The sequence below is a fragment of the Hubeiibacter jixunmingi genome, assembly GCF_041928215.1.
Taxonomy (GTDB): Bacteria; Pseudomonadota; Gammaproteobacteria; order Pseudomonadales; family Moraxellaceae; genus Acinetobacter.
This window is the reverse complement of record NZ_JBHFHK010000015.1, coordinates 1-17362: the sequence shown is the minus strand read 5'-3', so window position 1 is coordinate 17362 and position 17362 is coordinate 1. Positions and strand designations below refer to the sequence as shown.

Annotated in this window: 16 protein-coding genes; 5 read left to right on the top strand and 11 right to left on the bottom strand. The window is 38.0% G+C overall.

Translation table 11 applies throughout. The features are described 5' to 3' along the window. The first annotated feature begins 228 nt into the window (after positions 1 to 228). The 4 genes from ACEYX7_RS03835 (at position 229) to ACEYX7_RS03820 (ending at position 4371) form a co-directional block, all read left to right on the top strand. Positions 229 to 1218 carry an AAA family ATPase gene (locus ACEYX7_RS03835; protein WP_374900222.1) on the top strand — a complete coding sequence of 330 codons (990 nt, stop codon included), beginning with the start codon at positions 229 to 231 and terminating at the stop codon, positions 1216 to 1218. Positions 1219 to 1284: 66 nt separating this feature from the next. Continuing rightward, complete coding sequence (locus ACEYX7_RS03830; protein WP_374900221.1) at positions 1285 to 1677, top strand: hypothetical protein; 393 nt, start codon at positions 1285 to 1287, stop codon at positions 1675 to 1677. 29 nt (positions 1678 to 1706) lie between these two features. Next, positions 1707 to 2204: a DUF58 domain-containing protein gene (locus tag ACEYX7_RS03825; protein ID WP_374900220.1), complete on the top strand. Its 498-nt coding sequence runs from the start codon at positions 1707 to 1709 to the stop codon at positions 2202 to 2204. Position 2205: 1 nt separating this feature from the next. Further along, positions 2206 to 4371, top strand: a complete 2166-nt coding sequence (locus tag ACEYX7_RS03820) for a transglutaminase TgpA family protein (protein ID WP_374806648.1) — start codon at positions 2206 to 2208, stop codon at positions 4369 to 4371. Positions 4372 to 4469: 98 nt separating this feature from the next. Here ACEYX7_RS03820 and bioA read toward each other — a convergent pair whose 3' ends face one another. The 10 genes from bioA to ACEYX7_RS03770 form a co-directional block, all read right to left on the bottom strand. Further along, on the bottom strand, positions 4470 to 5831 hold the full coding sequence (bioA, locus tag ACEYX7_RS03815; RefSeq protein ID WP_374803008.1) for an adenosylmethionine--8-amino-7-oxononanoate transaminase: 1362 nt from the start codon (positions 5829 to 5831) through the stop codon (positions 4470 to 4472). Positions 5832 to 5939: 108 nt separating this feature from the next. Continuing rightward, complete coding sequence (locus ACEYX7_RS03810) at positions 5940 to 6272, bottom strand: low molecular weight protein tyrosine phosphatase family protein (RefSeq protein WP_374803010.1); 333 nt, start codon at positions 6270 to 6272, stop codon at positions 5940 to 5942. A 55-nt stretch (positions 6273 to 6327) separates the two neighbouring features. Beyond that, positions 6328 to 6756 carry a hypothetical protein gene (locus tag ACEYX7_RS03805; RefSeq protein ID WP_374803012.1) on the bottom strand — a complete coding sequence of 143 codons (429 nt, stop codon included), beginning with the start codon at positions 6754 to 6756 and terminating at the stop codon, positions 6328 to 6330. 58 nt (positions 6757 to 6814) lie between these two features. Further along, positions 6815 to 7213, bottom strand: a complete 399-nt coding sequence (gene gloA, locus ACEYX7_RS03800; protein ID WP_374803040.1) for a lactoylglutathione lyase — start codon at positions 7211 to 7213, stop codon at positions 6815 to 6817. Positions 7214 to 7342: 129 nt separating this feature from the next. Beyond that, positions 7343 to 8434 (bottom strand): metallophosphoesterase, encoded by a 1092-nt coding sequence (locus ACEYX7_RS03795; protein WP_374803014.1) that lies wholly within the window; start codon positions 8432 to 8434, stop codon positions 7343 to 7345. A gap of 527 nt (positions 8435 to 8961) precedes the next feature. Next, positions 8962 to 9813, bottom strand: a complete 852-nt coding sequence (locus tag ACEYX7_RS03790) for an immunity 49 family protein (RefSeq protein ID WP_374806650.1) — start codon at positions 9811 to 9813, stop codon at positions 8962 to 8964. 93 nt (positions 9814 to 9906) lie between these two features. After that, positions 9907 to 11304 (bottom strand): serine hydroxymethyltransferase, encoded by a 1398-nt coding sequence (gene glyA, locus ACEYX7_RS03785; protein WP_374806652.1) that lies wholly within the window; start codon positions 11302 to 11304, stop codon positions 9907 to 9909. 249 nt (positions 11305 to 11553) lie between these two features. After that, a complete protein-coding gene (grxD, locus tag ACEYX7_RS03780; protein ID WP_374803020.1) occupies positions 11554 to 11892 on the bottom strand; it encodes a Grx4 family monothiol glutaredoxin in 339 nt (112 codons plus the stop codon). Between the two features lie 198 nt (positions 11893 to 12090). Continuing rightward, complete coding sequence (holA, locus tag ACEYX7_RS03775; protein WP_374803022.1) at positions 12091 to 13080, bottom strand: DNA polymerase III subunit delta; 990 nt, start codon at positions 13078 to 13080, stop codon at positions 12091 to 12093. A 31-nt stretch (positions 13081 to 13111) separates the two neighbouring features. After that, positions 13112 to 13702, bottom strand: a complete 591-nt coding sequence (locus tag ACEYX7_RS03770; RefSeq protein ID WP_374803024.1) for an LPS-assembly lipoprotein LptE — start codon at positions 13700 to 13702, stop codon at positions 13112 to 13114. A 146-nt stretch (positions 13703 to 13848) separates the two neighbouring features. Here ACEYX7_RS03770 and ACEYX7_RS03765 point away from each other — a divergent pair, with 146 nt between their 5' ends. Further along, entirely contained in the window at positions 13849 to 14217 is a 369-nt protein-coding gene (locus tag ACEYX7_RS03765) for a hypothetical protein (protein WP_374900219.1), read from the top strand. A gap of 73 nt (positions 14218 to 14290) precedes the next feature. Here the strand turns inward: ACEYX7_RS03765 and leuS are convergent, their stop codons facing one another. Further along, the gene (leuS, locus tag ACEYX7_RS03760; RefSeq protein WP_374806653.1) at positions 14291 to 16903 is read right to left on the bottom strand and encodes a leucine--tRNA ligase; all 2613 of its coding nucleotides are present in this window, start codon (positions 16901 to 16903) and stop codon (positions 14291 to 14293) included. Between the last annotated feature and the right edge of the window lie 459 nt (positions 16904 to 17362).

The window sequence follows — 17362 nt, the reverse complement described above, 5'->3', positions numbered from 1 at the left end:
GTTCTTTTTAGGCTAAGTAAAGGGACAAAATTAAATATAGTTTTCCTTTCACCCTGAGCTTGTCGAAGGGTTGCGGAAAACCTAGATTCGCAAGAAATCTATTGAAAATTTAAATCGATTTTATCTATAAAAAATAACTTTTAAATCTATTTAACAATTTTACCATACTCTATTATGATGAAATGCTATACAATTTAGGTGTAAATATCCAATTTTTTGAGATGAAAAATGTTTTGGCAAAAGAATTCTACTGCACATCACAACAATAGCACCACGCAACAAAGTATCGATACTGCATCATTGCAGGATTTAGAGAATAAGCTCTCAGTTATTTATCCTAAATTGCTGACTTATATTAAACAGCTTAATCAAATTGTCTTAGACAAACCACAACAAATCCAACTTGCCGTATGTAGCTTGATCGCCAATGGGCATGTGTTATTTGAAGATTTGCCTGGTTTGGGTAAAACTACGCTTGCACAATCTTTGGCAACCTTATCGGGCTTGGCTTATCAGCGTATTCAGTTTACCAATGACCTATTGCCGAGCGACATTATTGGTAGCAATATTTTTCACCCTGAAAAAGCACAATTTGAATTTAATCAAGGGGCGATTTTTAGCCAAATTCTATTAGCAGATGAAATCAATCGCAGTAGCCCAAAGACGCAAAGTGCATTGCTCGAAGCCATGGAAGAAGGCATGGTTTCGGTTGAAGGCGTTCGTCATGTCTTGCCGAAGCCATTTTGGGTATTGGCAACGCAGAACCCATTACAACAATCAGGCACTTACCCTTTGCCCGAGTCGCAGCTTGACCGCTTTTTGATGCGATTATCAATGGGTTATCCATCTGTCGGTGCAGAACGAGCTTTGCTCAAAGGTGAAGACCGCCGTGAATTGCTTGATCACACCGCAGCAATTTTGGATAGCGACAGTGTCTTGGCATTACAGCATTTACGCGAGCAAGTACATTTGTCTGATGCGATTTTGGATTATTTACTGGACTTGACCGCTTGGACGCGTGGCAAGGCTCATGGTTTATCGACACGTGGTTTGTTGGCTTTAAAACGTGCTGCCCAAGCCTATGCTATCGTACAAGGTCGCATGTATGTGATCCATGAAGATGTACAAGCGGTATTCGTGGCTGTAGTCGCTCACCGTATGCAACTTTCTGATCTAGAAGTGTACAAAGGAATGCAAAGTGTTGTAATTCATCATTAATATTTAATGTTAGATAGCGTTAAATATTCATCACACTAGGTTGTATTATCAGTCAGTACAAATTATATGAATTTTTTTAAAAATAAAATCGACCATTGGTTTAAAAAACGTCTAACTGTCGCAGATCAAAAAACACTGCAACAAAATGACGTTTTTGTCTTTATTAGCCGTGAAGGCATATTATTTGTATTATTACTGGTATGTACTTTTATCGCAGGGATTAATTATGGTAATAACCTTATTTTAGGCTTATGTTTTTTATGTGTCAGTTTGCTACTGCTCAGTTTTTATTTGGCATTTAAGCAACTTTATGGTTTAACTATTCAACTCAAATTACCTGAATTAGGACAAGTCGGTCATGCCTTGGATTTAAAGTTTCATTTTAAACCTAAAGCCAAACAAACGCATTTACATTTACGTTGTGAATATCTAGGACAAGCAAAAAAATCAGTACTTTAAATCAAGCTATCGATGTATTATTCACTGACTTGCCACAACAACGTGGTTTATATGTCCTACCTCGTTTTTATTTTTATAGTGTTTATCCTTTTGCGATTGTCCGTGCGTGGAGTTATATTTATCCAAAGTATCAAATTTGGATTGCACCACAGCCTCGCAGTGTAGATTTATATAAATATGGTTTGAATAATAACCAACAAAAACAAGGCATGGAAGATTTTAGTCATTTACGAGAATATCATAGTGGCGATCCGTTGAACCGTGTGGCATGGCAACAATACGCCAAAGGGCGTGGTTTATTGGTCAAGCAGTTTGAACAATTTGAACAAAATCAGGTACATTTAAAATATCAAGATATGCCATCAAATGGACATGAAGATAAATTGAGTGAACTGATGTTTTTGGTTGAACAATGTCAAAGTCAAAATCGTGCTTTCAGTTTGACCTTACCAAGTCGGACTTTAGCTTATGCTCAAGGAAACGACCATATTTATCAAGCCAAACTATTATTAGCACAGGAGCCATAATATGTTTAATCATATATTTAAATCTGCTGCTAAACAATCAGATGGTTTACACAATGAGAATATATCAAATAAAAATCTGAGTTATTCAAAAGCCAAACTAGATATTCGTAATCAACAAGCCTTATTGCTGAGTTTATTTGCTGTATTGATTCCGCATATGTTTTTTATGCCAATTGCGTTATCGATAATCATTGCTTTATTTTCAATAATATTTCAATATTATATTTGGCAAAATAAATCAATTGAAAAAATTCAAAAAAGTAAAATTATATTTGGAACATTTGCACTAGGATTAGTGATTATTTATACTAATTTTAAAACATTTTTGGGTGTTGATGCTGGCTGTGCATTATTAGCATGGGTATTATTTAGCAAATCACTCGAAACCAAAACTTATCGTGATGCGATTGTATTACTGAATTTTGCCTTATTTATTGTTGCCAGTTTATTTTTATATAGTCAAAATTTATTGGTTGGTATTGCAGGATTTATTGGTGTATTAAGTTGCTTTTATAGCCTATATCGATTACAAAACGATCATCATGCTTATCAGGAAGTCATTGAGCAACCTGTCAAAAAATCAGTTTTGGCAAAACAAACGGTATTTTCAGTACTTAAATTGGTTGGTATTGCTTTGCCATTAATGATTGCTCTGTTTGTATTTATGCCACGTTTCCCACCACTTTGGAGTATTCCAACGCCAAGTGATGTGGCAAAAACGGGTGTAAGTGATGAGATGTCACCAGGCGATATTTCTCAATTGTCACAATCAGGGGCTTTGGCATTCCGTGTGTTATTCCCACAAGGTCAGTTACCAAATAAATCGGATTTGTATTGGCGTGCCATGACATTGGATAATTATGATGGTACAACATGGCGACGTGATCCGAGTATGTTACGTGGCAATCGTGGGAACAACGTTGCACTCATTCATGAAAACCGACCTGTGGCACAACAAATGCCGAAATGGTATACCCCAAAAGGTACGGATAATACTCTAGATACCATTGATTATAAAATGATTATTGAACCAACTCAGCAGAGCTGGAGTTATGCGCTAGAGCATAGTATTGGTTATAATCCGCTATTATTACACCGAGACTTAAGTGTACGCCTACCATTTAATCTAGAAAGTCGTCGTCAGTTTGATTTGATGTGGATCAAATCTCATCCCATTGCTAACCTTCAGCTTGACGAGCAAGAACGCCAAAAATATTTGGCTGTTCCAAGTGGCTTTAATCCACGCAGCCAAACTTTGGCAAATGAGATGTTCAACCAAGCTGGACAAAATCCGCAACAGTATGCCCAAGCTGTACTAGATTGGATTCGTCGAGAAAATTTTTCCTATACTCTTGCTCCCCAAAAGCTTGGCACTCAACGTGTAGATGATTTTTTATTTGGGACACGTGCGGGTTTTTGCGAACATTATGCTTTCGCTTATACCAACCTCATGCGTATGGCAGGTGTGCCAGCACGTGTTGTGGTAGGTTATCAAGGCGGGAAATTTGGCATTGATGGTCAGTCTTGGGAAGTACGCCAACTAGATGCTCATGCATGGACAGAAGTATGGTTCGAGGGTCAAGGATGGGTACGTATCGACCCTACAGCAGCCATTGCCCCTGAGCGTATCGAACAAGGTATGCAAGATTATTCAGCACAGAATAATGATGTCTATGGCGGTAATTTTTTAAGCCAAGCCCAAGGACAATGGCTCACCCAATTGCGTGCCATGTCAGACTATGCCAACTATCAATGGCAAAGTAAAATCGTTGGCTATGACCAAGAAAGCCAAGCCAATTGGTTGCAGAAATTATCTATTCAAAATCTTTCACAACAACTATTGGTGATGCTGGTCAGCATTATTGTGATGATTGGTTTGATGGTGTGGTGGCTGAATCGTGGACAACGTGTCAAGCAGTCTGCATTGGACAAGACCTTGCAAAATCTTTCATCACGCCTTGCAAAATATAATTTACAACGTATACATAATGAACCGATTTTGACATGGTTCAAGCGAATCGAAAATGAAGTAGATCAACCAGAGCAACTGAAAAAAGCACAAGATTTATATCGCCAACATATGTATATTCAAGTCTTGCCTGCAGCAAAATTAAAGCAGCTATTACACTTATTGGCAAAAATTAATCCATGCAAAAATAAAAATTGACAATAGATTGGCAAATAATACATTTTAATAGGGTGACGTTGCTTTAGACATCTATGCAAAAATAAACCGTGTTGGCATTGAGCAAACACGGTTTTCACTTAAACAAAAAACTTCACCACTTCCTGCACACCGCTTAATAATTTTTCTAATTCTTGTTGATTGATAACCAATGGTGGCATGACATACACCAACCGTCCAAACGGACGAATCCAAATGCCATATTGCAAACATAAGGCTTGGATTTTTTGCATATCTACCGCTTGTTGCATTTCCACCACCCCAATCGCCCCCAACACTCGCACATCTGCCACTTGTGCTAGGTCTTGTAATGGCTTGAGATAATCGGACAAGTTTTTTTCAATGTTTTGCACTTGATTTTGCCAATCACTTGCCAGCAATACTTCAATCGATTGCCTTGCTAACGCACATGCCAACGGATTTGCCATAAAGGTCGGGCCATGCATAAACACCCCTGCTTGCCCTTGGCTAATCATTTCTGCCACATGCGTGGTGGTGACAGTGGCGGATAAAGTCATATAACCACCTGTCAAAGCCTTACCCAAACACATGATATCGGCTTGTACATCGGCATGTTCACATGCAAACATTTTGCCAGTACGCCCAAAACCTGTAGCAATCTCATCCAAAATCAATAAGATATTGTATTTTTTACATAATTTTTCAACTTGATGCAGATATTCAGGGTGATAAATTCGCATCCCCCCTGCCCCTTGTACAATCGGCTCAATGATCATCGCTGCAATATGTTGATGTTGCTGTGCCAAGACTTGCTCTAATTCAGCCGTATCACTGGCGATATATTTAGCATCAAAACGTGATTGCGGTGCAGGGACAAAAATGCGTTTTGGTAAATTATCACCAAAAATATGATGCATACCTGTGGTCGGATCGCAAACCGACATAGCATTCCATGTGTCGCCATGATAGCCCGAACGTGTGGTAATGATATTATTTTTTTGTGATTGATTTTGGGCTGACCAATATTGTACTGCCATTTTTAAAGCGACTTCCACCGCCACCGAACCCGAATCGGCATAAAAGATTTTTTGTAAATGCGATGGTAAAGTTTTGAGTAATGCTCGCCCCAAATCAATCGCAGGCTGATGGGTCAAACCACCAAACATCACATGCGACATCTGCTGTATTTGTTCAATCATCGCTTGATTGAGTAATGGATGATTATAGCCATGAATCATGCACCACCATGACGACATGCCATCAATCAAGTGTTCGCCACTGTCCAAATGCAAATACACACCTTGAGCAGATTTGACTTTCAGCGTAGATAAAGGCTTGAGCATTGATGTATATGGATGCCAAAGATGAATTCGGTCAAAGTCTTGATCGGATAAATTCTGGCAATCGTTGCTTTGGAAATCAGTGCTTTCAAAATCAGTATTTTGGAAATGATTAATTTGCGAGTCAGTATAATTGAGCATCTTTTCAGTTTTACAGTCAAAAAATTTGCTTTAGTTTAACAAAACTTTGCCAGTTAAAATTGGCATTTCGCGACAATTTTTTATTTTTACAAGTTTAATTTTTCAATTTTAGCCGTCTAAATTGTCCAAATAGCCTTGCATACTTTGTTGTAAAATTTCAATCAATTCTGCATCCATATAGTGATAATCATCGCTAATATCCAATACGATAGTCTCTTTAAATTTTAATTCTTGGCGAAACATGGCTTGAATTTGTTGTTTATGTTTGTGTTCCATGACAAAGATTTTATCCGCCCAGACAATATCATTCGCTGATACAGGCTTTTTAGCTTGACGGCTTGTGCCTGCTGAACGAGTATTGAGATTGGCATAGTCTTTAAAAATACGCTCTGCCGTTGGGCTACGCCATTGATTTTTGGAACAAATAAATAAAAAATTCATCTTAAAACCTAGTCTTACTTATAAATGATTATACCATTAGTCATAACGCTTGTATTTATATCAGTATTACTGAAAAATCAAATCCGAGTATATACTTTTCTTTTATCAAAGCAAGAATATATTCAGGCATATGCATTCCACATATTTCATCTTCTGTAGTTAAACAACTCCATACTGAATTATGGTGAGCATATTGCATCAAAATTGGGATTATAAATTTTAATTCATTGACTGTATTTTCATCAAAATAAATTGATGTCACAAATTCACCTTTAGAATTTGGCTCTAAAGTATATTCATAATAAAATTTTTCCGACAAATTATTTTCTAAAATATCTAATGGTATAAGTTGAGAGCTGTATAAAGATATGCTGTATCGTGTTGTACCATAAGGATAATTAATATATAAATGTGGATTTATCTTTTGTACTGCTATACTTTTATAGATTGATTTACTTGCTTTGCATGTTGAAATTTTTTGCATAAATAACAGTTCCATCTAAGAAATAACGCACAGCCATACTGTACGCTATTTTGAATTTTTAACCAAATAAAAACTTATCTTGCTGAATTAATTCCACTTTATAACCATCTGGATCTTCAACAAAAGCAATCACAGTTTTACCGCCTTTCATCGGACCTGCTTCACGCACCACATTACCGCCACGTTTTTTAATTTCTTCACAGGCTTGATACGCATCATCCACAGCAATCGCAATATGTCCATAAGCATTGCCAAGGTCATAGCTATCGGTATCCCAATTGTGTGTCAGTTCCAAAACAGTGTGCGTATCTTCATCGCCATAACCAACGAAAGCCAACGTAAAACGCCCTTCTTCATAATCGTTACGGCGTAATAATTTCATACCCAACACATTTTGATAAAAATCTAATGATTTTTCCAAATCTACCACACGCAACATAGTGTGTAACATACGCATATTTTGCATCACTTTCTCCAAACTCTCTAAAAATAAAAATATTAAATCATTCAATAACTTTAACAAATCAAGCAAATTAAGTCTTTGATGATTTGTTAAAGATTGACAGTAAAAAGGTAATTTTTACCATTACGCTTTTTTACCTGTCATGGTAATAATCCATACTTCGGCACGCGAGCCTAAACGAAACGGAATACCCCAAAAACCAAAACCTGACGACACCACATAATGCCCTTTGCCACGTTGCTCATACCCATAAGCCAATGGATACATCATTTTTACCACAAAATTGGCAGGAAAAACTTGCCCATCATGGGTATGCCCCGACACTTGTAAATCAATCGGTAGGTCTTGATGTTGTTCGATTTCGGTTGGACGGTGATCCAACAAAATCACCGGTTTGATTGTATCAATTTCTTTAAGTAGATCGACTGTTTTGGCACGCTCAGGATGATGGTCATCGTATCGCCCCACAATCCATACCCCATCAACCAATACCGCACGATCATTGAGTAGCTGAAAGCCTGATTGCTGTATATCTTTTTGAATGGATTCAAAAGCGTGCGTACGATACAAGTCATGATTTCCCAAGGTCGCAAATGCACCGAGTTTGGCACTTTTGGCAATCTTGGTAAAATTATCTTGCATTTTTTCTTTGTCAAAAACAGTGGTATCATCATCCATCACATCCCCTGGAATCAGCACGATATCAATAGGGTTTTGTTGTAGGATTTGATATAACTTTTCTAATTGGCGATTGCCCACCATTTTACCCAAATGCGTATCACTAACCATAGCAAAAGTCATTGGTTTTGCCATCGGTTTATCAATTTCAATATTCAGATAACGTACAGTAGGCGAATAGGCATTAAATATCGCAAAGCCAATCATACCGATATAAGATAATATCGACACGCCACGAATAAGATGAATGAGCTGGTTTTGGGCAATAAAATGTTTACTCACCCACCAAATTAATGCGGTAAATAAGGTACTCAATAATAACAGCCACAATAATGCCAACCACCACGACACCGAGCGGAAAAAACTCAAAAATGACAGCAATAACAAGCCATTACCCACTACATATACTGCAACCATAAGCCATGGTAGTGTACTGGCATTCACATAAGGCTTAAGCATCCATTGTAGCCAACGCCCTGCTCCAAAGCTAAGGAATTGTAAGAGGATGAAGAAGATTGTCAGAAATGTATATCGCATTAAATTAGCCCATAAGCCCTATAACGATAAAATGAAAGTTTTACAATTAATTAACGTGAGTTCGGGATAAGTTGAAATTTAATTATTTGATTTTAAAAGTAAATTTAATTCGTATGTAGGGTGCATCTTACGCACCTTTCAGAAAACGGCATTAAAATGGTGCGTCTTGCGAAACAATGTTTTTCACACCCTACTTTTTAAAAATCATATAATTACGATAAAAATATATCTTTTTAAACCGAACTCACGTTAATTAAAAAGAATAGTTAAAATTGTAATATGTACCAATTATTACAATTTTTTAAATAATATAAGTATAGCTGATAATTTACCGCTGATTGTGTTTTTTTAGCAGATTTTAGTGATGAAAAATATAGAAAATATCAATTGTCGCTGTGATCAATATTTTCCATATATCAAGTAAAATCTTATATCAAACTTATTCAATTTTTGTAACGTATATATTACTTTCAGGGAAAAATCCGTTTCCTCACTTAATAACTCTCTTGAATCTCGAAAGTAAAATCTCATTTTGTAATCAATGCCAAAGGTAAGTAAGGCGAATCAACAGTAATTTTCATGCCTCGCTTTCTCGCTAATGCACATAAGCCGAATGCGGGTAAACACATCCATGCCTCTGGTGCATTGCGACGTGTTTCTCCATCACTATAATATTTTATGTGGCTATTTAAAGCTAACTCGACTTCATCATTAAATCCAGTCTCATCTTGTAACGCAATTTTAGCCATCATGCCACATTCGTGCATAGCAATATAAGCGGCATATTCACGGTCATTTTCTGGCAAATTCTGTGTAGCTTCCATTGTTGCGATAATTTTTTCCAACGCGTTTGCTGGGTTTTGATAGAGTGCTTTCGTTGCTGCTACCTGCAAATAGTAATATGTTGGTGCTTTGGTACTGGATGCTTTGAGTATTTCATCTCGAATATTCATCAAAATATTATCAAGCATGTTGGGTTCGTACAGCATTAGCATAAGATAAAAAGCATTCAACCAACGTCCTGTATGAGCCGTGCTATTTGGATCTACGCTATGACGAAAAAAACTTTCTGCCCGTGGCGGCATAAAAACTTCGATCTCTTTTGAGCCTTCGGAATAATTCGCCAATTCCAAAGAATAGCTCTCTGCATAGGCAGCTACCCCAAGCCACATCTTAGCCTCATCACTTCCTGCTTCGCCTATTAGAACCAGAAGCCCAAGTGATTCAAAACCTAATCCTGATAAATTGGTTAAAGCATAATTTGAAGCTGTCACTTTCTGTGCTAAAATTTTTTCAAGAATTTGTTTATTTTCTACAAGATTCTGTTCAAGTTGTTCATAAATAAAATCATCAGGTAAATGTATTGTTTTTATATTCACAATGCTCTCCAATCAAATGTGATTAAATTTAGCTACAAAAAAAGCGAGCCAAATCAATTAACTCGCTTTTTCTTATCAAAATAAATTGATAAATTATTTACCAAATTTTTGCGTCAATTCAGTCAGTTTTTGTGATAATTCAGACGCTTTCTGACGTACAGTATTCACCAATTCATTGTCACCAACTTGTTCGTCAATATAGCTATTGATGGTATTTAATAACTCTTGACCTTTTGATTTTGGTGCATAAACAGGGAATTTTGCACATACTGCTTCGACCTTGCTACGCACATCAGCAATTACGGCTTCATCACCTTTGCTATCTAATACATCAGCAATCCAACCTGCCAAATCACGCACCTCCGCTTCACCAAAACCACGCGTCGTTACCGCTGGTGTACCGATACGGATACCAGAAGTGACAAATGGTGAACGTGGATCGTTCGGCACAGCGTTTTTGTTTACAGTAATATGTGCTTGACCTAACCACGCATCAGCATCTTTACCTGTGATGTCTTGCTTAATCAAAGACAATAAGAACAAGTGATTGTCTGTGCCGCCAGATACGATTTCATAACCGCGTTGTTGCAATACTTCAGCCATCACTTGCGCATTTTTTACAACTTGTTGTTGATATGCTTTAAATTCGTCTGACATGGCTTCTTTGAAACATACTGCTTTTGCAGCAATTGCGTGCATTAACGGACCACCTTGGTTACCTGGGAATACCGCAGATTGCAATTTTTTCTCAATCTCAGGATTCGCTTTTGCCAAGATCAAACCAGAACGTGGACCACGTAAGGTTTTGTGTGTAGTGGTAGTCGTCACGTCAGCGATTTGTACTGGGCTTGGGTAAACACCTGCTGCCACCAAACCTGCAACGTGTGCCATATCCACAAACAAATACGCACCAACTTTGTCAGCGATGTCACGGAATTTTTGCCAATCCACAACACGGCTATAAGCAGAGAAACCTGCAATGATCATCTTCGGTTTATGCTCAAGTGCCAAACGTTCAACTTCGTCGTAGTCGATCTCGCCAGTCTCAACATTTAAGCCATATTGTACAGCATTATAGGTTTTACCTGAAAAGCTAACTTTTGCACCATGCGTCAAGTGACCACCGTGTGCCAAGCTCATACCTAATACCGTATCACCAGCTTCTAATAATGCTAGATAAACAGCAGAGTTTGCTTGTGAACCTGCGTGTGGTTGCACGTTAGCATAATCCGCACCAAATAATTCTTTTGCACGGTCGATTGCCAATTGTTCAATCACATCGACGTGTTCACAGCCACCATAATAACGCTTTGTTGGATAACCTTCGGCATATTTATTGGTCAATTTTGTGCCTTGTGCTTCCATCACCGCAGGCGATGTATAGTTTTCTGATGCGATCAGTTCGATATGCGCTTCTTGACGTTGGTCTTCTGCCGTAATCGCTTTGGCAAGTTCTGAATCAAATTCAGCAATTGTGGTATTTGCAAACATGGGCTATATCCTATTTTCAAAAGGGGTGAAATGCACAAGGCACGTCCTAGGTTGACTATTGTAACACGAACTTTGTTTTTCGCACGCTTGAAATTTATCGAAATGAGTTTAAATTTTTTTCAGCTTATGATATTGCTTATTTTCTCATATTTAAAAAAAATACAGCCCGAAAGAACGATAGAATTTTTACAAAATCGTTGTTCTTTCGGGCTATTTTTGAGCTTTGACTTTTAGCAGATAAAAATCTTATCAAGCATCAATAGGTTGCGTATTGGCTTCGATCAATTCACGCAATTCACCATTTTGGAACATTTCCATCATGATATCGCTACCACCAATCAACTCGCCTTTTACCCATAATTGTGGGAAAGTTGGCCAGTTAGCAATGCCTGGTAAAGTCGCACGAATATCTGGGTTTTCCAAAATATTTACAAATGCGAATGGACGACCGATTTGGCTCAATACTTCTACAGCACGTGCTGAAAAACCACATTGTGGAAATTGTGGTGTGCCTTTCATGTACAATAATACAGCATGTTTGGCGATTTGATCACGGATAAGGCTTTCGGTATCACGTTGTTCAGTCATGAGATTTCCTTGAATAACAAAATTTGATGCTCAATTTAGACCAAATCTAAACGAACAGATTCAACCTTTAGATTAGCGAATTTAGCGGAATTTAGCAAGGGCGAACAGCTCAGTAGAGACGTTTTTGAAACGATAAAAAACCTTGCCTAGCAAATATTTTTGAATATTAATTTAAGTAAAACACTTGGTAATCGAAGCTTAGTCCGTCACCTGCCCGCATAATTCCAAAACCAATTGTTTTAATAATATCTCAATCGGTAAGCTACCTGCGATACCTTTGATTGCTGCATCAGTTTTAAGTAGTAACCCCGACCAACGAACCAATTGCTTTGGTTGATAACGACGTATCGCTTGCTGATAAACGGGAATTTGATTTTTCCAAATACCAAGCTGATAAAGATCTTGTGGATTTTCAAAAATTTGTAACAACAAACGCATCTCTTTTTGTAATACCCAAAATATCAATGTTGCGGCTTCGCCTGATGCCAATAAAAATGCCAAGATTTTTAACGCATGTACAGTGTCACCTTTTAAACAAGCATCGCCTAAGTCAAAACTACTATAACGTGATTGATCTTGTAGATGCTGTTGTAGATGTCCAATATCGACTTGCTGTGTAGTATCATCCAAGCTATCAGCTACTGCCATCAAGCTGTTGCGTGCAGACAATAAATTATTTTCATGATGAAATAACAACCATTTCCATGCATCAGGACTGAGATGTATACCTATTTTTTCCGCTTCTATTTTTAAGATTTTTTCATAATCTTTGTCGTGGTAAAGATTAAGATTAACCACAATACCATTGGCTTCAATACTTTGTACAAAAGCCGATTTTAGACTTTGACTATCTTGTTTGGGAAACACCACAATCAAACTATTGTCTTGTGGCTGTTGCATAAATTGTTTAAGTTGTTTTAATAGTGTTGCGTCGGGTTTAATGTTGCCATGTACTTCAATCGCCAATTGTGTGGAAAATAGCGATAAACTATTTAAAGCAGAAAAAATCTGCTTCCAGTCCTGTACACCAGACAACTCGAAACGTTGACGTTCGATGTCATTGTCTTGCCAATATTTACGAAACTTTGTAAGTAAGTTTTGTTCAAGTAAAGGCTCAGCACCGTGCAGTAACCATACGCCACGGTGCTGCTCAATACGTTGCAAGGCTTGTTGATAATCTAGCTTCATGATCGGATAATGAAATAATAAAAAGCAATGATTACTGTGCTTGATCTTGCATCTGAGTAGATGCAGCAGGCAAGCGTTGATAATACAATTGTGCAGCCAATTGCGTTGCTAAATCATCATACATTTGTTGCAATAAATAACTTTCTTCTTGATTTTCAGTATTAATCGTTGCGGTGTCGTATTGATAACTACGTTGTGTAACCAGTGTGCGTGGTGCAGTGATGGTTTGTCCTTGATTATCTTGTAGCACAAAAGACAGACTCATGCGTAATTGCACTTCAGTCAAACGTCCACGTAGTGGTAGTCGTTGTAATTGATAATCATGAACCACCAATGTATGAAAAGTTAATGCCTTGTCATGGCTTAACTCGTCTGCAACTTTATCGTCATTCACTACTTTTGAGCCAATACGAGCCAGTTGTAGCTCTAAAGGCTGTTGTAATGCTTGAGCTGATGATGGTAAATCTAACTTGAGATATGGATATGCAACTTGATTGAATTGATTATTTTGTGTGATATTTTTGACTTGTGAACCTAGATCGGGCTGTACACCACGTAATTGAAAACCACAAGCGGTCAAAGCTACCGTCATCAAAGTACACATCGTTAAAGTTTTTAGCATCGCTAAATTCTCATATCACTTATTTTTTAGAATTTTGATTTTACTGTTTTTTAATGAAAAATAGCAATGATTTTTCAGTATAATTACACGACACCTATCATGGATGTTATGTTTAACACCCCCATATTATTTGATGGAATTTCTCTATGTTTAAAAAATTAGGTTTGATTGCTAGTGCATTACTACTCTCAACAGCTTGTCAAAGTATGCCCCAATCAACACATGTCGAGCACAATACACTCACAAATGGTCTCAATATTGTCGATGAAAATCATGCAGTGGTGGATTTCGCCAAGGAACGCTATATTTTAGACACTTATATTATACCTTTTGAGCAACCTTATTATATTCTGATACGTAAAGAAAACGCTAAAAAAATTGATAAAGATATTGCTGAAAAAATTGCTATTGACTATATTCTACCTCGTGGTTGTACTGATCCTTTACAACGCCGTGCAGATTTAGACAAACATAATGTAAGTCAAACAGAAATGTTGATTGGCGTAGCGTGTTAATCCTTGTAAGCATTCATAAAAATAAGGGCGTAATCAATACACCCTTATTTTCATCAAATCGTTAAGTTTTTAATTAAACCACAAAACTCACCAATTTATTTGGCACGACGATTTCTTTTTTGATGCCATTGGCTAAATAGCTTTGCACTTCTGGTAAGGCTTTGGCTTGAGCTAAAATGTCATCTTTTGACGCATCCACAGCGATTTCTAATTTACCACGCAATTTACCATTCACTTGAACTACAATCACTTGTGTATTGCGAGTTAAAGCCGATTCATCCACTTCAGGGAATGCACATTGTGTTGCATCAATGCCAAATTCCGCCAATAATGACTGACTTAAATGCGGTGCAAATGGCGATAAAATCACCAATAAATCAATAATTGCTTCACCTTCTACCGCCACATCATCAGCCGACTTGGCTTCAAATTTCGATACACTGTTGAGCAATTCCATCAAGGCAGCCACAGCCGTGTTAAAGGCTTGACGGCGTTCGATATCATCACCGACTTTGGCAATGGTTTCATGGGTTTTACGGCGTAAATCTTGTGCATCTTTGCTTAAATCAGCAGTATTGATAGTAGCCACTTTAAACGCAGGATTACGCTCTAAGAAGGTCGCTGCCAAACGCCAAACACGTTTTAAGAAACGGTTTGAACCTTCCATACCTGCATCCGACCATTCTAATGATTGGTCAGGCGGTGCAGCAAACATCATAAATACACGAGCGGTATCAGCACCATAGCTATCAATGATTTCTTGTGGATCGACACCGTTATTTTTCGATTTAGACATTTTTTCTAAACCGCCAAATTCTACCGCAGAGCCATCCGCTTTCAAAGTCGCAGAAATCGCACGCCCTTTATCATCTCTTTCAAAATTCAAATCAGCAGGATTGTGCCAAATTTTCTTATCACCCTCAGCGGTATAATAAGCATTAGACAATACCATGCCTTGTGTTAAAAGATTGGCAAATGGTTCTTTACCGTGTACTAAACCTTCATCACGCATCAATTTATGGAAGAAACGAGCATATAACAAATGCAAAATCGCGTGTTCCACACCGCCGATATATTGATTAACTGGTAACCAATTTTCAGCAGCTTGTTTTTCTACCATGCCTTGCTCAAATTGTGGCGATGCATAGCGTGCATAATACCAAGATGACTCTACAAAAGTATCTAAAGTATCAGTTTCACGCTTGGCAGGGCTACCACAGCAAGGACAAGTGGTTTCATAGAATTCTGGCATTTTATTAAGCGGATTACCCGAGCCATCAGGCACGACATCGGTCGGCAATACCACTGGCAATTGATCCTCAGGTACTGGCACGCTACCACATTTTTCGCAGTTAATCATTGGAATCGGACAACCCCAATAACGCTGACGAGATACGCCCCAATCACGCAAACGGAATTGGATTTTTTTGCTTGCCAAGCCTTGCGGTTCAAGTTTTGCCAAAATCGCATCAAAGGCATCAGCAACGCTTAAACCATTAAACTCGCCCGAATTGACCAATTGACCTTGTTTTAAACCGTACCATTCTTGCCAAGTTTTATCATCATAACTTTCGCCATTATGATCAATTACTTGGGTAATTTTTAAGCCATATTTATTAGCAAACTCAAAATCACGTTCATCGTGTGATGGTACACCCATCACCGCACCCGAACCGTAAGACATCAACACATAGTTTGCCACCCAAACTGGCACATTTTCACCCGTTACAGGATGCTTAACAAATAAACCAGTTGCCATGCCTTTTTTCTCAGCAGTGGCTAAATCCGCTTCGGCAACCGAACCTTGACGGCATTCTTGGATAAATGCTTGTAGTTCAGGATTATTCTCCGCTGCTTTAGTCGCCAACGGATGCTCAGCAGCCACTGCCAAATAGCTTACGCCCATCAAAGTATCAGCACGTGTAGTAAACACGGTGACGCTATCGGCATAAATACTGGTATCCGCCGATGGGAAAGTAATGTCCATACCTTGCGAACGCCCAATCCAGTTGCGTTGCATGGTCAAAACTTGTTGTGGCCAGCCGTCTTGTAAGGTATCTAAATCATCCAATAACTCTTGTGCATAATCGGTGATTTTGAAGTAATACATTGGAATATCACGCTTTTCTACCAATGCACCCGAACGCCAACCACGACCATTTTCTACTTGTTCATTTGCCAAAACGGTTTGATCCACTGGATCCCAGTTTACGGTAGAAAGTTTGCGATAAATTAAGCCTTTTTTGTATAACTGAACAAATAACCACTGCTCCCAACGGTAATATTCTGGCGTACAAGTGGCAAATTCACGCGACCAATCCACGGCTAAGCCTAAACTTTTCAATTGCTTACGCATATAGTCGATATTTTCAAACGTCCATTTTGCAGGGGCGACTTTATGGGCAATGGCAGCATTTTCCGCAGGCAGACCAAAAGCATCCCAACCCATTGGCTGTAGAACTTGCTCACCTTTTAAACGATAAAAACGGCTTAAAACGTCGCCAATGGTATAGTTACGCACGTGTCCCATATGTAGCTTGCCACTTGGGTAAGGGAACATCGATAAAATATAGCGTTTTTTGCCTGTAGCATGATCAGCTACTTTAAAAGTTTGGCGTTTTTCCCAATCTTGTTGGATTTCTGGCTCAATTTGATTGGCTTGATATTCAGGTTGAAAAGTGGTCATAATAATCGCTTGAGTGCAACAATAAAATTGTACTTAGTTTAACATAACTTAAAGTTGGTCTAAAGTATTCTAATATGAATAATTTTTCGTATAATACAAACCACAATAGCAGTGAGAATAGTCATGCCTAAATCTTCACAACTATCCCTTAAAGTTGTAAAAATTTTAAGCGTGCTATTTTGGTTGATTGCCGTCATAAGTGTTGGGATGATGTTTCAAGAGAGTGTTTTGGGGCATGAACACTCTAGGCTATTAAATCTCACTTTTGGGATAAGTATGTTATTGATGGCGATTTGTTATAGTTTACAAAGAAAGTTATCCAAAAATTAAATTATTGGAGAATACTAAAATGCTCAAGGCACGCAAAGCACAACAAAAAAGGTATTAGACCTCTTTCGAAAATGTAAATTTAGCGATTAACTTGCCAATTTATAAATCCTGCCACTAATTTCATTCTCA

Excerpts from the sequence above, each read along its gene's own strand:
- leuS (WP_374806653.1), bottom strand. The coding sequence starts at position 16,903 with ATGACCACTTTTCAACCTGAATATCAAGCCAATCAAATTGAGCCAGAA.
- ACEYX7_RS03835 (WP_374900222.1), top strand. The coding sequence starts at position 229 with ATGTTTTGGCAAAAGAATTCTACTGCACATCACAACAATAGCACCACG.
- grxD (WP_374803020.1), bottom strand. The coding sequence starts at position 11,892 with ATGACTGAACAACGTGATACCGAAAGCCTTATCCGTGATCAAATCGCC.
- glyA (WP_374806652.1), bottom strand. The coding sequence starts at position 11,304 with ATGTTTGCAAATACCACAATTGCTGAATTTGATTCAGAACTTGCCAAA.
- ACEYX7_RS03820 (WP_374806648.1), top strand. The coding sequence starts at position 2,206 with ATGTTTAATCATATATTTAAATCTGCTGCTAAACAATCAGATGGTTTA.
- ACEYX7_RS03765 (WP_374900219.1), top strand. The coding sequence starts at position 13,849 with ATGTTTAAAAAATTAGGTTTGATTGCTAGTGCATTACTACTCTCAACA.
- ACEYX7_RS03795 (WP_374803014.1), bottom strand. The coding sequence starts at position 8,434 with ATGCGATATACATTTCTGACAATCTTCTTCATCCTCTTACAATTCCTT.
- holA (WP_374803022.1), bottom strand. The coding sequence starts at position 13,080 with ATGAAGCTAGATTATCAACAAGCCTTGCAACGTATTGAGCAGCACCGT.
- gloA (WP_374803040.1), bottom strand. The coding sequence starts at position 7,213 with ATGCGTATGTTACACACTATGTTGCGTGTGGTAGATTTGGAAAAATCA.
- ACEYX7_RS03830 (WP_374900221.1), top strand. The coding sequence starts at position 1,285 with ATGAATTTTTTTAAAAATAAAATCGACCATTGGTTTAAAAAACGTCTA.
- bioA (WP_374803008.1), bottom strand. The coding sequence starts at position 5,831 with ATGCTCAATTATACTGACTCGCAAATTAATCATTTCCAAAATACTGAT.
- ACEYX7_RS03770 (WP_374803024.1), bottom strand. The coding sequence starts at position 13,702 with ATGCTAAAAACTTTAACGATGTGTACTTTGATGACGGTAGCTTTGACC.
- ACEYX7_RS03810 (WP_374803010.1), bottom strand. The coding sequence starts at position 6,272 with ATGAATTTTTTATTTATTTGTTCCAAAAATCAATGGCGTAGCCCAACG.
- ACEYX7_RS03805 (WP_374803012.1), bottom strand. The coding sequence starts at position 6,756 with ATGCAAAAAATTTCAACATGCAAAGCAAGTAAATCAATCTATAAAAGT.